Consider the following 18,361-nt stretch of genomic DNA (forward strand, 5'->3'; position numbering starts at 1 on the left):
TCATCACCTTTCATGTCCGACCCCAACCAACCCTCCCAAGATCTCCTTCCTGTCTTAGGCTCCGTGGACGATTACCTGCGTTTCTGCATGGAGTATGACGCGTCTGACCTCCATCTGGCCACCGGCGCGCAGCCCGTCTGGCGGCGCTACGGCAATCTGCAGCCTATCTGGAACAATGCAGCCATCCTCACCCCCGAGGACACACGCCGCCTCGCCTATGGATTCCTCGGCGAAGCACAGACCAAGCAGCTCGAATCACGCGGCGATGTCGATTTCGCCTACTCGCCCAACTATGGACGCTTCCGCTCCTCGGTGGTGCAGCAGCGCCTGGGCATCGACATGGTGTTCCGCGTCATCAAAACACAGATCAAATCTGTCGAGGAACTCGGCCTGCCCGACACCGCCAAAACGCTCACCCGCTTCCACAACGGCCTCATCCTCGTCACCGGCCCCGTCGGCTGCGGCAAATCCACCACGCTCGCCGCTTTGGTCGATTCCATCAATGAGGAACGCCAGGACCACATCATCACGCTCGAAGATCCGATTGAATACGTCATCGAACCGAAGGGTTGTCACGTCAACCAGCGCGAAGTTCACACCCACACCGCCTCCTTCGCCGCCGCGTTGCGCGGTGCGCTCCGTGAAGACCCGGACGTGATCATGGTCGGTGAAATGCGTGACCTCGAGACCATCTCGCTCGCCATCACCGCGGCAGAAACGGGCCACTTGGTGCTCGGCACCCTGCACACTGGCAGCGCTGCCCGCACACTTGACCGTGTGCTCGATGTATTCCCCATCGACCAGCGTGATCAGATCCGCATCATGGTGTCCGAATCCCTGCGTGGCATCCTCTCCCAGCAGCTTGTGCCCAAAATCGACGGCAATGGCCGCGTGATGGCGCTCGAAGTGCTCGTGAACACGCCCGCCGTTGGCAACTGTATCCGTGAAGGCAAGACCTACATGCTCGCCGGCGTCATGCAGACCGGTAAAAGCGTCGGCATGATCACCATGGATGACTCGCTGCGCAATCTCTACGCCGCCGGCCTCATCAACCGCGAGGAATGCGAATCCCGCGCCGAGGACAAAGTCATCATGAAGAAATTCTTCGAGTCCTGAGGATCTGCATCGCCAACCGCCAACCGCGAACGTCTCATGCCAATCATTGACCAATATTTCCAAAAGCTCATCGAACTGGGCGGCTCCGACCTCCACCTCAGCCAGAAGCAGCCCGCCAAGGTGCGCGTGCACGGCAGCATCAAGCCCATCTCCGACCAGATCCTCGACGAGCGCCTCATGGAGACCATGATGCGCGAGATCTGCGAACCTCGCGCCTGGGACCGCTACAAGGAGAAAGGTGACCTCGATTTCGCCTACGAGATGGACTCGGACAACCGCTTCCGCTGCAACTACCTGCGGCAACAGCATGGCTACGCCGCTGTCTTCCGTATCATTCCCACCAAGATCGCCAGCCTCGAACAGCTCGGCATTCCGCCCGTGGTGAAGGAGTTCGGCCACATGCGCAGCGGACTCGTGCTCGTCACCGGCCCCACCGGTTCCGGCAAATCCACCACGCTCGCGGCCCTGCTCGATTACATCAACATCAACTTCCGACGCCACATCATCACCATTGAGGAGCCGATCGAATTCGTGCACCGCAATAAGAAGAGCATCATTACCCAGCGTGAGGTGCCCATCCAGACCCCCTCCTTCGCCGACGGCCTCCGTGCTGCACTGCGTGAAGACGCCGACATCGTGCTCGTGGGTGAAATGCGCGACTTGGAAACGATCTCGCTCGCGCTGACTGCGGCGGAAACCGGTTTGCTCGTGTTCGGCACCCTGCACACCAACAACGCCCGCAAAACCGTTGACCGCATCATCGACGTGTTCCCCTCCGACCAGCAGAGCCAGGTGCGCACCATGCTCGCCGCGTCGCTCAAAGGCGTCGTGGCCCAGCTCCTCATGAAAAAATCGGACGGCAAGGGCCGCGCCGCCGTGAATGAGATCATGGTGTCCAACCCCGCCGTCGGCGCGATCATTCGTGAAGGTGCCACCCAGAAACTTTACGACGTGATCATCGGCGGCAAGGCCCAGGGCATGCAGTTCATGGACGAGGCCATCTGGCAGAAGCTGCGTGACGGTTATGTCACTCCGATGGAGGCCTACATGAAGGCCATCGATAAAAACCGCTTCAAAGCCTTCCTCCCGCCCGAAGACGCCGGCCTCGCCGCCGCCAGCGGCGGAGACAGCAACAAGTAACCGCATACGGATGCCTGCGGGACAGATGCGTCTTGCCGCATCCGCCACGGTGGATTAACCTCGGTGTCAATTCACGGATGAGCACGGCTTCAGAGGGTATTCCGACGGACCAACCACCGCGCACCGGCCACCAGCCCGGCGCGTTGGCTTTCCTCACGGCCACCGCCCTCGGCGGTCTCATCGCCACACGCCTGAACAAAACACCGCTCGTCCTGGCCGCCGGTGCCGCCGCGCTGGCCCTGCTCAATCAAAAGAAAGCCCCCGCGTCGCGAACCACCACGCCGCCGCGTCCGCCCGAGCCCGTTCCGCCACCGCCGGAAATGGCGCCGCAGACTCAGATCGAGCAGTGGCTCACACGGCAGATCGTACGCGAAGAGCAGGCCCCTGTCATCGAACTGCCTCTCCCGTCCGCCGCCAGCTTCGAACCCGAGGACAACTACACGCCGCAGTCGCTTCTCATCGACGACGCAGAGGAAAACACCGCCGTTCCACCATCGCGCGAGTCCTTCGCCCATCTCACCGAGCCCGTGCGCCATGTGGCCGCACCTCCGCCGCCTGTGATCGTACACGAGCCCGATCTTCCCGCCCTTCAGGCCCTCGAAGCCACCGAATCCTGCCCCACCCTGGACGCTGCATGGCTTCTCGGCATCGAACCGCTGCCCAGTGTGCACGAATCCCCCGCCCCACAGGCTTCGGTCAGCAGCATGTTCACCGCCGCTCCTGTACCGATGGAAAAACCCGTGCCGCCGCCCGTGTTCTCTGCCCCCGTGTTTGAAGGTCGCGCCCTCCCGGATGAAATCGAAGTCGCGCCACCCGTGGAACCCGTCGTGCACCTGACGCCCGCTCTCGCGCCGGCACCCGCCGCAGTTCCCGCACCGGAAGCGCCGCCTCAAGCACCCCTTGAAGTGGAAGTCATGGAGATTCCCGTGCAGCTCGCCGCACCGGGGGAAGCCTCCTTTGATCCGCCGCTCACCGGGGTGCCGCACGATCCCTGGCAGCCCCTCGCGGAATCACCTCTCCCGGCCCCTGCCGCCGTCACACCTCCCCCGCCCTTCGGTCCCGTCATCGAGGCCGAGATCATCCTGCGCCCCCGGGCGCCCACGCAGACCACCGTCATCGCCAAGGGCAAACCCATCTCGCCTCGCTTCGCCGCCAACCTCACCGCCCCCGAGACCTTGGCGCCTGAAGCCGCTGTCAGCGAAAACCCTGCCCTCCCCCGCGCCCCGATTCAATCCCTGCGCGAACAACGCCCCCGCAAAACCTGGCGCTCCTGGTGGCGTGGCGACTGAACATTCACAGCCCTCCGGCAGCACCCGCTGTCATCCCCCGGCTTCCTGTCTTCGCCCGGTTCAGCGCGTCGCGTCAAAATGCTTCTGCAGAAACTCCAGCGCCAGGGCAGGCCAGCGGTTGCTCTCACTGGTCACGCCCGTTTCAAGCCGGCACTCCACGCCCACGGCATCCATGCGATCCTTCAGCTTCTGGCCAAACAGCGGATGATGCGTGCCCGCGCCCTTTTCCGTGGCGGTGTGGTCAGCAGCCGCGTGTACACCATCAGCGCCGGCACATCATCCTTCGTGACGTGGTTGATCGCGGCCACCTCCTCAAAGAGCTTCAGCTTTTCCTCAGGCAGCTCGTCCAGCTTGTTGATGTCGATGCCGAACAGGCTCGAGATCGCCGGGTTCTTGTAAATGTCCACGCCGGGAAACAGGTCGCGAATAAACCGTGGATCGTAGCTGCACTGACCGTCCAACGTCACCATGCAGGTCAGACGCGTCGATTCGCGCAGCACCGGGTCGGCATTGTCGGGATCGGCCAGATCGTCGTGAAAGCCGAGCCAGAGCGAGATGCCGGCACCTGCGGATTCGCCCCGCGCCGCGATCCGTTGCGGATCGAGCTTCCATTCCTTCGCCTTGAACCGGATGAACTGGATCGCCCGCGCCGCATCTTGGAACGCCGCCGGGGCGATGGCCTCGTTGGTGCGTCGGTACGTGATGGCCACCACCGAGATGCCCGCATTCCGGCACAGCTTGAGCAGCGGCGGCTCAATGTACGGATCGCCATTGAGAAATCCGCCGCCGTGGATCGACACCAGCACCGGCGTCGGAATCGGGGAATCCGCGACCCACACATCAAGCACGTGGTGCTCATGCGAGCCGTAGTGGACCCGTTCATAGGTGGGAACCGGCGTTTTACGTTTCTTCACTGGTGGCTCCTGCGCCACCAGCAGGCAGCTCGCCAGCAGGCTCAACACCAGCAACCATGGCAGGCTGGGAGACATGGCCTCAGGCATCTCCGGTCGTGTTGAGCGGGACGCTCAACGACGTTGCCGCAGGCTCCTCCACAACCCCGGGAGTCTCCGCAGTGGTGGTCTTTTCGGCCTTCCGCAGCCGTTTGGCTTCCTTCGCCGCCTTCTTGGCCTGCTCGCGCTTCCGTTTCTCGAAACTGTAATTGGGTGTCGCCATGGTGCTGTGGGATGTGGTCACACATTCCTAACACCGTTTGCTCGGGTTACGCCAGCAAAAGCGCTGAAGTTCCGCCGTGCCAACGCTCCACCCTCTGCTTTCTGCTTTCCCATTTCCATTTTCTCCCTCGTCTTCATCTGAATAGTTCCCGCCCTCCGCGCGTCTCACGGATCATGAAAACAACCCTCCAACGTCTCGTTTTTGCAGGCCTCCTGCTTTCACTGGGCGTCAGTTGCACCACCGCGTATGACGCCCACGGTCGCCCACGTCAGGTCGTGGAGCCCAGCACCGCCATCCTCGGCGCCGCCGCCGTCGGATTGATCGCCTACGGCATCGCCAACAACCACAACCGCCGCCGCTACGACAACCGCTACTACGGTCACTACGGCCGCTACCGTTGACCCCGGCTCAACGCCTCGCCGAAGCGGGGCTGAACTAAACGGGAGCGCACGCGTCTCGCGTGCCATTTCCCGCGTCCTCGCGGGAAATCGTCCCAAGACGAGCCTTTCCCAGCTTGATCCTCTGCGACGAAGCCGAGTCTTGGAACCGTCTTCAGCGCGGACGCTGAAGACAGCACGCGGGACGCGTGCGCTCCAACCTCGATCAGTTCATGGAAGGCCGCATCGACCCCATCACCCAGGCCCTCCTTGCCAGCGACCTGAAGGAACGCCTTGCTGAAGCTGGATTGAATTAATTGCCGAGATCCCGCAGGCTACGGTTCTTTCGCTTCCAGCACCAACTCAAGGCACCCGCTTCAACGCATCACCATCACGCACCTGAACCCGTGACTGGTACCGCGAAACGATGGTGGTTGGGGAAAACGGTAAGATGAGAGCAGGCGAAGGCGGTCACAGCCGTAGTACGAGGCACCGCGCAACACACGATCTTTCTGCGCTGCATCCCACCAGTCCGCCACCCACTCCCACACGTTCCCGCCCATGTCATACAGTCCCAGCTTGTTTGGCTTGAAACTCATCACGGGAGAGGTTGTGGCAAAACCGTCCGAATAATCCTCGAGCCACGGCAGCGTGGGAAACTTCTCGTGATACTCGATGCCGCCGAAGTTGCCAGCCTTGTCCTTTGTGCGGGGTGGAAAGCTGCCACCCCAGGGAAACTCGGTCGTTTCTTTGCCACTCAGCATCTGAGGGGTAATCCCTGAAGGCCGTTTCTCTGCCCTGCCAAGTCCGACAGCAATGCTCCATTCCTCATCCGTTGGCAGCCGGTATATCTTGCCTTCCCGCTTGCCCAGCCATTCGCAGAACTTCCGTGCATCTTCCCAACTCACCCCCACCACAGGGTGGTCGTCTCTGTCTCCCATAGTGACGCCATCTTTCTGCATCGTTTTCCATGCGTCATTCACACCAGAAACGTCTGCCGCATATGCGGCATAGTCCTGCCTGCGGGTCTCATGGACACAAAAGAGCACATCGGTGTCGGGGACTTTCACCAACTTCATTCCGAGGCTGTTGGTTGAATGGCTGCCAGCCATCAAGGGAGCCTCCAACGTCCCCAACCCTTCGCGATACTGCATGACCTCCTTCGCCTCCTCCAAACGGTCTCCCTTGGTCAGGGTGCTTTCGAGTTCCTTCAGCTTCGCGGTGTAGGAGGGCAAGAGGGCGGCTTGGGCAGCAAGGTGCTGCTGGGCGAGTTTTGCCGACTCTGCCCGGTAAACGGAGCGGAGTTTCTTCAGGGAGGCCGGTGTCGTTTCATCATCCTTGTCAGGCAGTGACCGCTTGCCGGTGATGCGCTTCTTATCCTCCTCGATCGCAAGCACCTCAGGCAAGCTGCCCGCCTTCTTGGCCTCATCGCCGGCACTGCTGAGCGCTGTCAGGAATTTGGCGTTCAAAGCTTCGACTCCGACGTCATACGGGATCGTGACACGCTCGGCCACAGCGAACGCATATTGCTGCTGCAAGGCGGCCAGTTCAGGGGACACGGCATAGGCGGCGGCGATTTTGGCAACAAGAAAGGCAAAGCAAAGAAGTCGGCAGTTCATGGCAGAAGATGGTATGAGTGATGATGGTCCCAACCGGCCTCAACGCCAGCAGCAGCTGATCTTTTTCTCATGCAAGGAATGTCTCAAATACCCACGAAGTCCCAACATTACTGCTGCCCACAAAGCCGCTGGTATGACCACGCGATTGTGTCTCAATCAAACTCCACCTCCAAGTCCGCCTTATTCTTGGTAAACCGGAGAGTGACTGCAAATCCCGCGCCTTTGACTTGAGCCGTAGGAGCCGTGATCATTGCCACCTCCGCCTGACCTGCAGTGATTTTCAAGGTGGTGTTTCCATTCTCAGACTTGACGGACCAATCATAGATCTTGCCCTCCGTGAGCGTGACTTCTTCTGTCTGAAGCTTGTCCTCCATTTCAAGTGCCACAAAGTAGCGGCGGACTGACTGTTGCGACCCCAGTTTCGCCACCAATTTGCCGGTCCTGTCATCGGTTGGGATCAAGGCGATCTTGCCGATGTGGTAAACCACTTCTCCATTAATTCTCCCACTGTCATCCTGTTTCGTTCCATGGATACGGATCCGGCCGCTCTTCGTCACCGATAGTTCATTAAATATCCCCTTGGTTTTGGGATCGATCTTCAGGTCTTTCTTTGTCCCACAAAACGGCAGCACTCTGATTTCAGAGGGCGATGGTTTGGGCAACGGCTTCGGATTCTGTGCCAGGATGCTTGATGCGAGAATGACCATCGCAATGGCAATGGTGCTTGAAATAAAGCTGTTGCTTTTCATGACGATTGGAGAACGACCAGGTGTTGGTGTTTGTTGCATGTTACAAAGCGTGAAGCGTCGGGCACTCGGAAGGCGCATATCCGATCTTTGCGAGTGTTGGGTGCATTTCAGGAGCGTGCGTGGATGTCGCCTAACAGGTGGATGGTGAGCAGATTTGTCGGATTTGTCCCAACGCCTTTATAGCCGACGGTTTTGTTGGTGCAAAGCTACGCAAAAATGTCGGTTCTGTGCAAGAGGCTTGTTATTTGCAACAGGACAGCTTGGGGAAAAAATGGCCTGCCACTCGCATGGCAGGCCATTGGGATTCGGAGCGCGGCTTGGCGCTTCGCTTCAGCCACCCACCATGATCTCCACGGTGTTGCTCCACACACCCACCTGATGGTCGCCCACGCGGTAGATGGCGCGGTACTTCCATTTCGTCGGCGTGGCGGGCAGCGGGGTGGTGTCGGTGTAGTTCGGCGTGGTGTCGTAGGCCAGCAGGACCCAGCCGTTGCCGCGGTCCACTTGCAGTTCCAGCATGTCGAGGAAGGCGCTGTGGCCGCCCCAGCCCCAGCCGATCTGCACGGCGTTGCCGCTGAGGATGGCGTCGATGATCGGCTGGATGATGCTGAGGTCGGGACCGGTCTGCACCGGCCCTTCGATGCCGAGGACCTGGCCGATGGAGTCGTTGTAGTTGGGGTGCGTCTTGATCGCCTTCACCAGCGCACGGAAGCGCACTTCGATGCCCAAGGCCACGGCGGTGACCTCGGTGGGAAACACCGGGTCCACGGGCGCGCCCGTCGCTGGCGGGGTGCCACCGGCGCGGGCGAGGTTCTTCCACGCCGTCCATGCTGCGAACCGCCCTGTAGCGGCTGCATTCCGGTCATGGAGGCTCCGACAGCGGTTTGCGGCGGCTGCATTCCGGCCGTGGAAGCTCCGACAGCGGCTTGCGGCGGCTACATTCCGGTCACGGAAGCTCCGACAATGGAATGTGGAGACTTTTTGGCGCAAGCCCCTGCCATCTGCTACTGATTCGCCGTCCGAAGCATTGCCGCTTGATCTTCGCCTGATCCTTCAGCATTCGGCATTCGCCCGCCTGCAACGCTTCCTGCCCGCAATGCTACGCATAGCGTTGCAGGCGGGCGCGTAGCAATGCGGGCAGGTCATTGCCCAAACAGGCACCAATCCTGCTCTGACAAACGTCCCTTCCAGCCATGTCCGAAACTCCCGCGCCCAATCTCCGCCACCACGGCTTCCAGCTCCTCCAAGACGACCTGCATTTCCTCATGAATGCCTTCGCCGCCGTGCTGAAGCAGCTTGGCGAGCCGGAACTGGCCGCCTGCCTGCCTTGGATCGGCACGGGTGTGCCGCAAAAGACGAATCGCTCCCTGGGTCAGGCTTACTCCATCGCGTTTCAGCTTCTCAACGTCGTCGAGGAACGCGCCGCTTCGCAGATCCGCCGGCTGCGCGAGAAAAAACATGGACCCGAGGCCGAGAAGGGCCTGTGGGCGGACAACTTGAAGCAACTGCACACCCTCGGCCTCAATCAGGCCGACATCCTCGCGGCCCTCAAAGAGGTATGCGTCGAACCGGTGCTCACCGCGCACCCCACCGAGGCGAAACGTGAAACTGTGCGTGACCTGCACCGCGAGATCTACAGTCTCATGAACCGGCATGAGAACCCGGCCTACACGCCGCGTGAGCAGGCCCGCCTGCAAAAGCAGCTTCAGACCCAGCTCGAGAATCTCTGGCGCACCGGCGAGATCCACGTCACCCGCCCCAGCATCGAGGCTGAGCTGCAAAACGCGTTGCACTACCTGCGCGAGGTCTTTCCCGAGGCGCTCGCCCGTGCTCACGTGCATCTGCGCGAGGCCTGGCAGGCCGCAGGATACGATCCCGCACAAATCGACCAGCTCCCGCCGCTGCTGCGCTTCGGTTCATGGATTGGCGGCGACCGCGATGGGCACCCCTTCGTCACCGCCGATGTCACGCGCCACGCCTTGCAGGCCCTGCGCAAGAATGCATTGCGCGTGCAACGCCGGGCGCTCGAATCCCTCGCGCATCATCTGACGCTCAGCTCGCTGTTTCAGACCACGCCGCACCGGCTCACGAATTTGATCCAACTGCTCGCCGCGAAACTGCAAAACGAGCCGCAGATCGACACGGCCTATATTTTGGAGCGCAACAAGGAGGAGCCCTGGCGCGCCGCAGTTTACCTCATGCGGGCGAAAGTCCTCCTCGCCATCGAAAAACCCGCCTCGCCCGCCGCTTACAACCAGCCTGACGAACTCCGCGCCGATCTCGACGCGCTGTCGCAAACCCTGCTCGATGTGGGAGCCAAATCCGTCGTGGAAGAGCAGATCGTGCCGCTGCGCCGCAACCTCGCCGCCTTCGGTTTCCACTCCGCCGCGCTCGACGTCCGCCAGAACTCCGCCTTCCACGAGAAGGCGCTCGATCAACTGCTGCGTGCCGCCGGCTTGCTCGATGAAGGCTCCTTCATCGACTGGAGCATCGAGCAAAAACGCGCGCTGCTCGACCGTGAACTCGCCTCACCGCGTCCCTTCCTCTCCCCCGGCATCTCCGCCGGCCCTGAGGCCGACACGGTGCTCGATTGCTACCGCGTGCTGGCAGAACATCGCGACCAGTTTGGCAATGCCGGACTCGGCTCGCTCATCGTGTCGATGACACGCCGCGTCGAAGACCTACTCATCGTCTATCTCCTCGCCCGCGAGGCCGGACTCATGGCATGGTCCGCTGAAGGCCTCGTCTGCCCGCTGCCTGTCGTGCCGTTGTTTGAAACCATGGGCGACCTCGAAGCCGGTCCCGGCATCGTCGAGTCCTTCCTCGCGCATCCCGTCACGCGGCGCAGCCTCAACGCGCAAAGCAACGGCGGCACACCCGTGTTCCAGATGATGGTCGGCTACTCCGACTCGAACAAGGACTGCGGCATCGTCGCCAGCCAGTGCGCTCTCCATCGTGCCCAGCGCGAGCTTTCGGCGACCATTCACAAGCACGGCGCGCGTCCCATCTTCTTCCATGGCCGTGGCGGCACCGTCGGACGCGGCGCAGGGCCCACGCATTGGTTCATGGAGGCACTGCCGCATGGCTCCCTCAGCGGTGGCATGCGCATGACCGAGCAGGGCGAGACCATCGCGCAAAAATACGCGCACATCGGCTCCGCCGTGTACAACGCCGAGCTGCTCATCGCCTCCGCCACCGCTGCGACAGCACGCCATCGCAGCACCGAATCCCGCGCGCATCCCGCACTCGAAGCGCTCTTTGACACACTCGCCTCCACCAGCCGCGATGCCTACCGCGCCTTCCTGCACGCGCCGGATTTCATGAAGTTCTACCGGCAGGCCACGCCGATCGATGCGCTGGAAAACTCACGCATCGGCTCACGCCCCGCCCGCCGCACCGGCCAGGCCTCACTCGATGATCTGCGTGCCATTCCCTGGGTCTTCTCGTGGACGCAATCACGCTTCTACCTCCCCGGCTGGTTCGGCGCTGGCAGCGCGCTGCAAAAACTCAAGACCGACGACCCGGCGGGCTACGCCACCCTCGCCGCCGCGCTCCCCGGCTCCGCCTTCCTGCGCTACGTGCTCACGAACATCGAAAGCTCCCTCGTCAGCGCCAACACCGACCTCATGCGTGCTTACGCTGATCTCGTGGAAGACACCGCTGTACGTGACCGCTTTCTTGGCACCATCCTCAGTGAATACGAAGCCACGCGCAGCAGCATCGACGACCTGTTCCAAGGCACCTTCGAAGAACGCCGCCCGCGTCTCGCCTACACCCTGAACATTCGCGAAGAACCTCTCAAAGTGCTGCACCATCAGCAGATCGCCCTGCTGCGCGACTGGCGTGCCCTCGCCGCCGCTGGCAAAACCGAAGCTGCCGATGCGATGGTCTCCGATTTGCTGATCTCCATCAACGCCATCGCCTCTGGATTGCGGACGACGGGTTGATCCTAACGAGTGGCGGACGGTGGAAGTTCATAGCGGTAGTACACCTCCAGCATCAGTGTGCAAAGCACGGTGCAGAACAGGTCGGAGTCGAACTTCGCCTTGCTGGCGGAGCGGTGGCTCCAGTGGCCGTCTAGTTGTTGGTTTTGCAGCAGTTCTTTTTGAAAGATGGCATTCCAACGCTCCCAGGCCGTCCCGCCGAAATTGAAGGCCGCCTGCGTGTTGTAGTACCAGGCATACACATCGGCCCCAGACCATCTCTTCTTCCCCTGGCCGCTGAGGATGAATTGCAACCCCTCAATGATCGCCATCCGGTGCTCCTGAGGATTGAACATTTGCAGTCCCAGAACACCGGCACCTGTCAGAGATTCCCTGTCCGCCGGCTCTTGGTAGCCAAAGCCTCCTCTCGGACCTCGCATGTGCAGCAAAAAGCGCTCGGTCTTGTGGATCTGCTGTTCCAGCGTCGGGAAATTCAGACGTGTCTGCCGCGCGGCTTTCAATGCCTGGTACTGCCACCCCGTGACCGACATGTCGCCATTGGGGCCGGGGCGGTAGTTGTATAACCAGCCGCCCGCCTCCGTTTGCCCCTTGAGGATGATCCTCACCCCGCTGTCAAAGGCCTCGACCACCGGCCCTAGGTCCTTCTGGCCAAACCTCGCCATCGCATACACCTCACCCAGCGCATAGGTGGCGATCCCGTGCTCATAGCAGGCGCCGTTGGATCTTGGCACCGTTGCCAACAGCCCCTCGTTCTTTGCCGACACCTCCGTCAGGAAATGAACGCCCCGTGTCACCTCACGACCATATTTCGCCGAATCGACGGTATCCCCGTGTCCCAGAAAGCATAGCACTGCGAAGCCGGTCATCGCCACCTTGTAAGTCTTGCCCCAGGAGCCGTCCTCATTCTGCATGCGTCCCAGCCAGTCGAGTGCCCGCTGCACCGCATCCTCGGCCCCCGGCAATCCGCCTCTCTTCGTCAGCAGTTTCAAGCGATTGTCCACGTTGCCGCGGCTTCGCATCGCCAGCGGCACGCCCATGCCGCCACCGCCATTGAAGATCGGCTTCGCCTCCCCCAGCCTCATCGTTGGAGAGACGGTCATCGCCAGCCTGGGCAGCGTCATGGTGCCGTGGATTGACGAGTCCTGGATTTGAGGAGTCGGGGGCATCGCCAGCGCGTCGGCCGGCATGGGCTTTGACACATTCGGTGTCTGCGCAGGCGTCTCCGCCTGCGTGAACGCCAGGATTTCTGCCTGCGGCGCAGGTTCGCCGATTTCCACCACGATGACAAGCAAGCCCAGGAACAACAAATGCAGCATCACCGCCAGGCTCAGAGCCACCATGAAATAGCGCACCAAGTGGCGCGGCTGTGCTGTGACAGATGGGCATGAGGCAGAAGACTCCATGAAGGAGCGAAGCCTATGAACGCAGACCCGCAACCTGTCGAGCCCAATGAAATCACAGCGGCATGTCAGAGCGCCGGTCTGTACAAGATCATCGCCTCAGGCATGGATGGATCACACTCTCCCACGATACTCCCCTGGAGCCACGCCGACCCAGCGCTTGAACACACGCGAAAAAATCGCTGCGTTCGCATAGCCCACGTTCGCGGCGACGACTTCCAGCTTGTCGTTCTCCGTTTCCAGAAAGCGACGCGCCTGCTCCATACGCAGACACGTCAGATGCTGCATCGGGCTGCGGCCGAGTTCCTTCAAACACAAGCGGCGCAAGTGCTCGGGGCTGCAATGACTGCGATGCGCCAGCTCAACCAGGGTCCAGTCGCGCATCAAATCCTGCTCCACATCGGCCCACAGCTTCGCCACGCGAGGTTCCTGCCGCCACCATGGCTGAGCAATGCGGCGGATCGTCGCATGCAGCAGTTCCAGCCAGTGATGAATCAGTCGCGCCTCACGCTCGCCCTCCCATTCCGCCCGCAGACCGGTCATGATGCGCACGATCTCATCCGCATGTGCCGTCGGCATCACCGGCGACGCCGCGCCGACCACCGGCGTCACAAAACTCGGCTCGTCGTAGCGCACCCACGCAAAACACCAGCGCTCGCGGCTCTTCGCATAAAACGCATTCAACACTCGCGGCGGAGCCAGACATACCATGCCCGGCTTCACCCGCTGCCAGCGTCCATCGAGCATGATCTCCCCTTCCCCGCTGACGCAGGCCAAAACAAAACTGCCCTCCGGCGTCATCCGCACGCGACGATACGGCGGCAGCGTCTCATCCATACCCAGTCGTGCGATGCGGTGCGTCGTCATCTCCACACACTCCCGCGCCTCCACCACCCAGCGCCGCGTGCGCGGGCCGTCGATGGTGGTTTCGTGGAGTTCGTCGTTCATGCAGGGCTCATTTAATCGCGGTTCCTCAATGATGTCACGCACAGGTGCATTTCAGGCATGACAGCGTGCATGCCATCCTGCTAGCCTGCGTGCTCAACCTCGTATTCCCACCATGCGCCATCTACCACTCCTCGCATTCTTGCTCACCACATCGGCTTTCGCAGAGCCGGTTTCCTTGTTCGACGGCAAAACCCTCGACGGCTGGGACTTTGATCCCGCCATGTGGCGTGTCGAAGACGGAGTCATCACCGGCGGCTCCACGACGGAGAAGATCAAAAAGAACGACTTCATCAGCACCAAGAAGTCCTACCAGAACTTCGAGCTGAAGCTCAAAATCAAAGTCAGTGGCGATCCGAAGACTGGCATGCTGAACAGCGGCATCCAGATCCGCAGCGTCCGCGACGGCAGCGCCATGAGCGGCTACCAGGTGGACTGCGGCGCGGGCTGGTTCGGCAAAATCTACGACGAGCACCGCCGCAACAAGGTCATCTGGGCACCCACGCCCGAGCAGCAGGCCGCGCTCGACAAGGCCATCGATGTCTTTGGCTGGAACGAATACGTCATCCGCGCTGAAGGCCCGCGCATCCAGACCTGGATCAATGGCGTCCACTGCATGGACTACACCGAGACCGATCCCAACATCGCCCTCGACGGCCACATCGCCCCGCAGGTCCACAGCGGCGGCGTTTGTCTCGTGCAGGTCAAAGACGTGACCATTGAAGAACTGCCCGCCACGCCCGGTGCGCCCACTTGGAAAAGCATCGGCGGCCTCGAAGGCATGAAGGCCAAATTGCCGCCGAAGCCACAAGCCAATGCCACCGCACCGAAGCGCGACATCAGTTACAACAACGTCCAAGGCACTGCGCTCACCGCTCAGGAGCAACTCAAGAAGTTCCACCTGCCCGAAGGCTACGAGATCGAGCTCGTCGTGCAGGAGAGCGAGGGCCTCGGCAAATTCGTCAGCGTTTACTTTGACCAGCGAGGGCGAATGTGGACGCAGACCGCGCTGGAGTATCCTGTCGATTCCAATGAGAACCCCGCCGCCGCCGAGGCGGTGTATGCGGGCAAAGGCAAGGACAAGGTGCTCGTCTATCCTCGGGAGTCTTTGAACGGAAAGATTCCCGAGGGTGGACTCACCGACGCCACCGTCTTCGCCGACGGCCTCGCCATCCCGCTCGGCATCCTGCCCTGGGGCAATGGCGACACCTGCTACGTCCAGCACGGCCACGACTTGAAGCTCTACAAAGACACGAACGGCGACGGCAAGGCGGACACCTTCGACGTCGTGCTCACCGGCTTCGGCGTGCAGGACTCGCATCTCTTTCCGCATCAGTTCACGCGGGCACCCGGCGGCTGGATCTGGATGGCGCAGGGTCTTTTTAATAACAGCAAAGTCCACAAACCCGGCAGCGATGTCGTCGTCGATTGGCCCAAGTGCAGCATGGCCCGCATGAGACCCGACGGCAGCGAATTCGAGGTCATCAGCACCGGCCCGAACAACATCTGGGGGTTGGTGATCACCGGCGAAGGCGAGACCTTCATCCAGGAGGCCAACGACTACGGCTACCCCGTCATGCCCTTCCACGAATACGCCTACTACCCCGGCGGCATGGAGGCGCTCAAAAAAAGTTACCAGCCCGATTTCCCGCCCATGACTGATGTCCGCATGGGCGGCACCGGTTTGAGCGGTCTCGCGCTCATCGAAAGCGGACCGCTCTCGCCATCTGCAGTGCCTCAGAGTACTGTAGTCCCGGCCCACGTCATGGCCGTCGCCAATCCCATCATCTCGAAGATTCAAACCATCGCCATGCATCGCGACGGCGCGTATTGGAAGCTCGCCCAGCTCCCCGACCTCATCACCTGCGACGATCCCTTCTTCCGCCCCGTCGCCCTCACCAACGGCCCCGACGGCTGCATCTACATCGTCGATTGGTACAACAAGATCATCTCCCACAACGAAGTGCCGCGTGCACATCCTGATCGCGACAAGACGCGGGGACGCATCTGGCGGGTGAAGCCTAAGGGCGCGAAGACCGAAGTGGCTGATTTCACCAAACTCAACGCCGACGAACTCATCGACATACTTGGCACGGAGCCCGCCGCGAAGGCACATCTCGCGTGGCAGACGTTGGCCGATCGTCCATCACTTGCCGAATGGGATGAGGCTTGGTCAGTTTATTTTCTCGATAAGCTGAAGAAAAAAGAACTTCAGCCTAAAAGCGACGTGTCGAAGCTCATTAGCCTTTTTCACTCGCAGGCCGCAGCTGCTTCAAAGCGCATTCAATCTCTCTGGGTGCTCCGGGAGGTTGGGCCGCATAATAAGGGTGCTTTTCCGTTGTTGGACCAACTTGAGCTTCATTCACCATCACGACTCCCGACCTGGCCAGAGACAAAATCTTCAAATTTAGATCGTGAGATCGTAAGTGCGTGTGAGGATCCCAATTGGACATCAGTGGAGACCTGCGCCGCCTTTGCCAAACTAGCCACATCCACCAGCAGCAGCACACGCTGCATGGTGATTCGTGCAGTCAGTCAACTGTTGCGCACAATTGAGAGTGGTGATTTTAGGGCTCAGAACGAGACATTAACATTCTTGTTGGCCTTCGCCAAACCCAGCCTCCCAGGCCCCACGATCCAATCCTCACGCGCCCCGAAGCAAATCCCCGTGCGCGAGGCCTATGACCGCGAGTTCGAGCGCTTCCTCGTCCGCATGTTCCTGGAGCGTCATCCCGAGGTCGTCGCGAAGTTCCTCGACTCCGAAGCCGCCGCGAAACTGCCCGTGGAGGCCCGTGTGCTCGCCTCGCTCGCGTTGGAGCCGAAGGCCAGCGCTTCCCGCGTCGCCAAACTGCTGCCGCAGCTCGACCGCGCCCCGAATGACGAGGAACTCCTCCGCCTCGCCCAGTTCCCCGCCGAAGCCGGTGTCGGCGAGGCTCTCCAAGCGCTGCTCACGAACGAAAAGTCCCGTGCCGCCGTCGCCGAGAAGCTTCTCGCCCAACGCACCAAACTCGATGCCGCCAAGATCGCTCCGCTGCTCACGGAGACGGCGAAAAGCATGATCGGGAGCGCGGACACTCCTGTCCGCAGCCTTGCGCTCCAGATCATCGGTGGGTTCCAGCTCACCGCGCTCGAAGGCAATCTCATCGCGATGCTCAAGCAGCCAGTCAGCGGAGCTAGCTCTGTCTCCATATCGGGGACTGGCGGCGCACGCGCGGTACTAGTCGCCCTCCGCGAACTCCGCAGCGGTGAGGCCGAACTCTTCGCCAGAATTGCGGAATCCGATCCCGATCAGCTCGTGCGTGAGGAAGCGGTGACCACCCTCGCCGCCTCTCGCGCCCCCGATGCCGCCACGAAGCTTCTCGCGCTCTACCCGAACCTCCAGCCCACGCAGCGCCGCACCGCGCTGAACACTCTCTCCAGCACCAAAGCCGGTGCCAAGACCATCGTCACCGCCTTGCTCGACAAAACGCTGCCGCAGGCCGACCTCGACGGCCCCACCGTCGAACGACTCGCCACCGTGCTCGGCGATGATCCTGCCATCACCAAACTCCAGCAGCAGCTCGGCGGCATCTTCCGCGAGGTCTTGTTGCTCGACGGCCAGGACACTGCGTGGGTCGATTCGAAGATCACACTCGATGGCCCCTTCACTGTCGAGGCCTGGGTGCGGCTCGCGCCCGGCATCAGCAATGAAGACAGCCTCCTCGGCGTGCGCGGCGGCGTGGACATGAATTTCTTCGGCGGCAAATTCCGCGTCTATGCCGGCTCTGAGTTGCACGACGTCTGCGTGGCCACCAAACCCATGACCCCCGATCTCTGGACCCACCTCGCCGTCACCCGCGATGCCCAAGGCATCATCCGCATCTACCAAAACGGCGAACTGGATGCCACGGGCAGCAAGCCTGCGCCCGCGAAGTGGGAAAACTGCAAAATCGGCTGGAGTGGTCCGAAGCAGGGCACGGAGGGAGCCATGATGGAGTTTCGGGTGTGGAAGACCGCCCGCAGCGCCACGGAGATCCGCAGTGGCTTCGATAGGTCCTATGCGTCGCATGAGTCCCATAAGACCTATCTCAAAGTCGGGGAAAAACTCGGCCAAGGCGCCCGCATCGCCAAAACCATCGATACCCCGCCGCTGCTTACCGAAGAGCAGGCGAAGGCCCTCGACGCCAAGTTCGCCAAATTCTCCGCCCTCGCGCCCAAAGGCAATGCCGCCAACGGCAAAGTCCTCAGCGCCCTCTGCATCGCCTGTCATCAGATCGGCAATGCGGGCGGACAAATCGGCCCGAACCTCTCCGGCGCAGGCGCGATGGGCCTGGAGGCCGTGTTGCGCAACATTTTGACGCCGAACGCGGCCATGGAGCCCGGCTACCGCATCTTCCGCGTCGAAATGAAGAATGGCGACCTCATCGACGCCTTCTTCGTCAGTGAAGACAAGCAGGCCACCATCATCCGCCAGCCCGGCCTTCCCGACCGCCGCGTCAACAAACCCGACATCCGCTCCACGAAGTTCATTCGTCGTTCGCTGATGCCTGAAGGACTGCTGGATACTTTGCATGACCAGCAGGTGGCCGATTTGCTCGCCTATCTGATGACGCTGAAGGGCTAGGAGTCG

Annotated in this window: 13 protein-coding genes; 6 read left to right on the forward strand and 7 right to left on the reverse strand. The window is 61.5% G+C overall.

All coding sequences use genetic code 11. The features are described from left to right. Positions 1-12: 12 nt before the first annotated feature. From U1A53_RS00630 to U1A53_RS00640, 3 genes are all read left to right on the forward strand, one after another. A complete protein-coding gene (locus tag U1A53_RS00630) occupies positions 13-1,116 on the forward strand; it encodes a type IV pilus twitching motility protein PilT (protein ID WP_322278228.1) in 1,104 nt (367 codons plus the stop codon). A gap of 36 nt (positions 1,117-1,152) precedes the next feature. Continuing rightward, on the forward strand, positions 1,153-2,256 hold the full coding sequence (locus tag U1A53_RS00635) for a type IV pilus twitching motility protein PilT (protein WP_322278230.1): 1,104 nt from the start codon (positions 1,153-1,155) through the stop codon (positions 2,254-2,256). A gap of 77 nt (positions 2,257-2,333) precedes the next feature. After that, entirely contained in the window at positions 2,334-3,545 is a 1,212-nt protein-coding gene (locus U1A53_RS00640; protein ID WP_322278232.1) for a hypothetical protein, read from the forward strand. Between the two features lie 182 nt (positions 3,546-3,727). Here U1A53_RS00640 and U1A53_RS00645 read toward each other — a convergent pair whose 3' ends face one another. Then, complete coding sequence (locus tag U1A53_RS00645) at positions 3,728-4,534, reverse strand: alpha/beta hydrolase (RefSeq protein WP_322278235.1); 807 nt, start codon at positions 4,532-4,534, stop codon at positions 3,728-3,730. Between the two features lie 4 nt (positions 4,535-4,538). Beyond that, complete coding sequence (locus U1A53_RS00650; protein WP_322278237.1) at positions 4,539-4,718, reverse strand: hypothetical protein; 180 nt, start codon at positions 4,716-4,718, stop codon at positions 4,539-4,541. 173 nt (positions 4,719-4,891) lie between these two features. On the opposite strand from U1A53_RS00650, the gene U1A53_RS00655 reads away from it, so the two are divergent. Next, on the forward strand, positions 4,892-5,119 hold the full coding sequence (locus U1A53_RS00655) for a hypothetical protein (RefSeq protein WP_322278239.1): 228 nt from the start codon (positions 4,892-4,894) through the stop codon (positions 5,117-5,119). A gap of 353 nt (positions 5,120-5,472) precedes the next feature. Here U1A53_RS00655 and U1A53_RS00660 read toward each other — a convergent pair whose 3' ends face one another. The 3 genes from U1A53_RS00660 to U1A53_RS00670 all read right to left on the reverse strand — a co-directional run bounded on the left by U1A53_RS00660 (position 5,473) and on the right by U1A53_RS00670 (position 8,222). Beyond that, positions 5,473-6,714, reverse strand: a complete 1,242-nt coding sequence (locus U1A53_RS00660) for an SUMF1/EgtB/PvdO family nonheme iron enzyme (RefSeq protein ID WP_322278241.1) — start codon at positions 6,712-6,714, stop codon at positions 5,473-5,475. 152 nt (positions 6,715-6,866) lie between these two features. Further along, positions 6,867-7,463: a hypothetical protein gene (locus U1A53_RS00665; RefSeq protein ID WP_322278243.1), complete on the reverse strand. Its 597-nt coding sequence runs from the start codon at positions 7,461-7,463 to the stop codon at positions 6,867-6,869. Positions 7,464-7,793: 330 nt separating this feature from the next. Next, positions 7,794-8,222 (reverse strand): hypothetical protein, encoded by a 429-nt coding sequence (locus U1A53_RS00670; RefSeq protein ID WP_322278244.1) that lies wholly within the window; start codon positions 8,220-8,222, stop codon positions 7,794-7,796. Between the two features lie 434 nt (positions 8,223-8,656). On the opposite strand from U1A53_RS00670, the gene U1A53_RS00675 reads away from it, so the two are divergent. Continuing rightward, positions 8,657-11,410: a phosphoenolpyruvate carboxylase gene (locus U1A53_RS00675; protein WP_322278246.1), complete on the forward strand. Its 2,754-nt coding sequence runs from the start codon at positions 8,657-8,659 to the stop codon at positions 11,408-11,410. A gap of 2 nt (positions 11,411-11,412) precedes the next feature. On the opposite strand, the gene U1A53_RS00680 is transcribed toward U1A53_RS00675, so the two are convergent. Together U1A53_RS00680 and U1A53_RS00685 are read right to left on the reverse strand one after the other, a co-directional pair. Continuing rightward, entirely contained in the window at positions 11,413-12,747 is a 1,335-nt protein-coding gene (locus U1A53_RS00680; RefSeq protein ID WP_322278248.1) for a prenyltransferase/squalene oxidase repeat-containing protein, read from the reverse strand. A 174-nt stretch (positions 12,748-12,921) separates the two neighbouring features. Then, a complete protein-coding gene (locus tag U1A53_RS00685; RefSeq protein WP_322278250.1) occupies positions 12,922-13,755 on the reverse strand; it encodes an AraC family transcriptional regulator in 834 nt (277 codons plus the stop codon). Positions 13,756-13,867: 112 nt separating this feature from the next. On the opposite strand from U1A53_RS00685, the gene U1A53_RS00690 reads away from it, so the two are divergent. Beyond that, complete coding sequence (locus U1A53_RS00690; protein WP_322278252.1) at positions 13,868-18,355, forward strand: PVC-type heme-binding CxxCH protein; 4,488 nt, start codon at positions 13,868-13,870, stop codon at positions 18,353-18,355. The last annotated feature ends 6 nt before the right edge of the window (positions 18,356-18,361 follow it).

This window comes from Prosthecobacter sp., from assembly GCF_034366625.1.
Lineage (GTDB): Bacteria > Verrucomicrobiota > Verrucomicrobiia > Verrucomicrobiales > Verrucomicrobiaceae > Prosthecobacter.

Bases quoted from the DNA above. Each gene is read 5' to 3' on its own strand.
- U1A53_RS00680 (WP_322278248.1), bottom strand. From the start codon at position 12,747: ATGGTGGCTCTGAGCCTGGCGGTGATGCTGCATTTGTTGTTCCTGGGC.
- U1A53_RS00690 (WP_322278252.1), top strand. From the start codon at position 13,868: ATGCGCCATCTACCACTCCTCGCATTCTTGCTCACCACATCGGCTTTC.
- U1A53_RS00650 (WP_322278237.1), bottom strand. From the start codon at position 4,718: ATGGCGACACCCAATTACAGTTTCGAGAAACGGAAGCGCGAGCAGGCC.
- U1A53_RS00635 (WP_322278230.1), top strand. From the start codon at position 1,153: ATGCCAATCATTGACCAATATTTCCAAAAGCTCATCGAACTGGGCGGC.
- U1A53_RS00640 (WP_322278232.1), top strand. From the start codon at position 2,334: ATGAGCACGGCTTCAGAGGGTATTCCGACGGACCAACCACCGCGCACC.
- U1A53_RS00655 (WP_322278239.1), top strand. From the start codon at position 4,892: ATGAAAACAACCCTCCAACGTCTCGTTTTTGCAGGCCTCCTGCTTTCA.
- U1A53_RS00675 (WP_322278246.1), top strand. From the start codon at position 8,657: ATGTCCGAAACTCCCGCGCCCAATCTCCGCCACCACGGCTTCCAGCTC.
- U1A53_RS00685 (WP_322278250.1), bottom strand. From the start codon at position 13,755: ATGAACGACGAACTCCACGAAACCACCATCGACGGCCCGCGCACGCGG.
- U1A53_RS00660 (WP_322278241.1), bottom strand. From the start codon at position 6,714: ATGAACTGCCGACTTCTTTGCTTTGCCTTTCTTGTTGCCAAAATCGCC.
- U1A53_RS00645 (WP_322278235.1), bottom strand. From the start codon at position 4,534: ATGTCTCCCAGCCTGCCATGGTTGCTGGTGTTGAGCCTGCTGGCGAGC.
- U1A53_RS00630 (WP_322278228.1), top strand. From the start codon at position 13: ATGTCCGACCCCAACCAACCCTCCCAAGATCTCCTTCCTGTCTTAGGC.
- U1A53_RS00665 (WP_322278243.1), bottom strand. From the start codon at position 7,463: ATGAAAAGCAACAGCTTTATTTCAAGCACCATTGCCATTGCGATGGTC.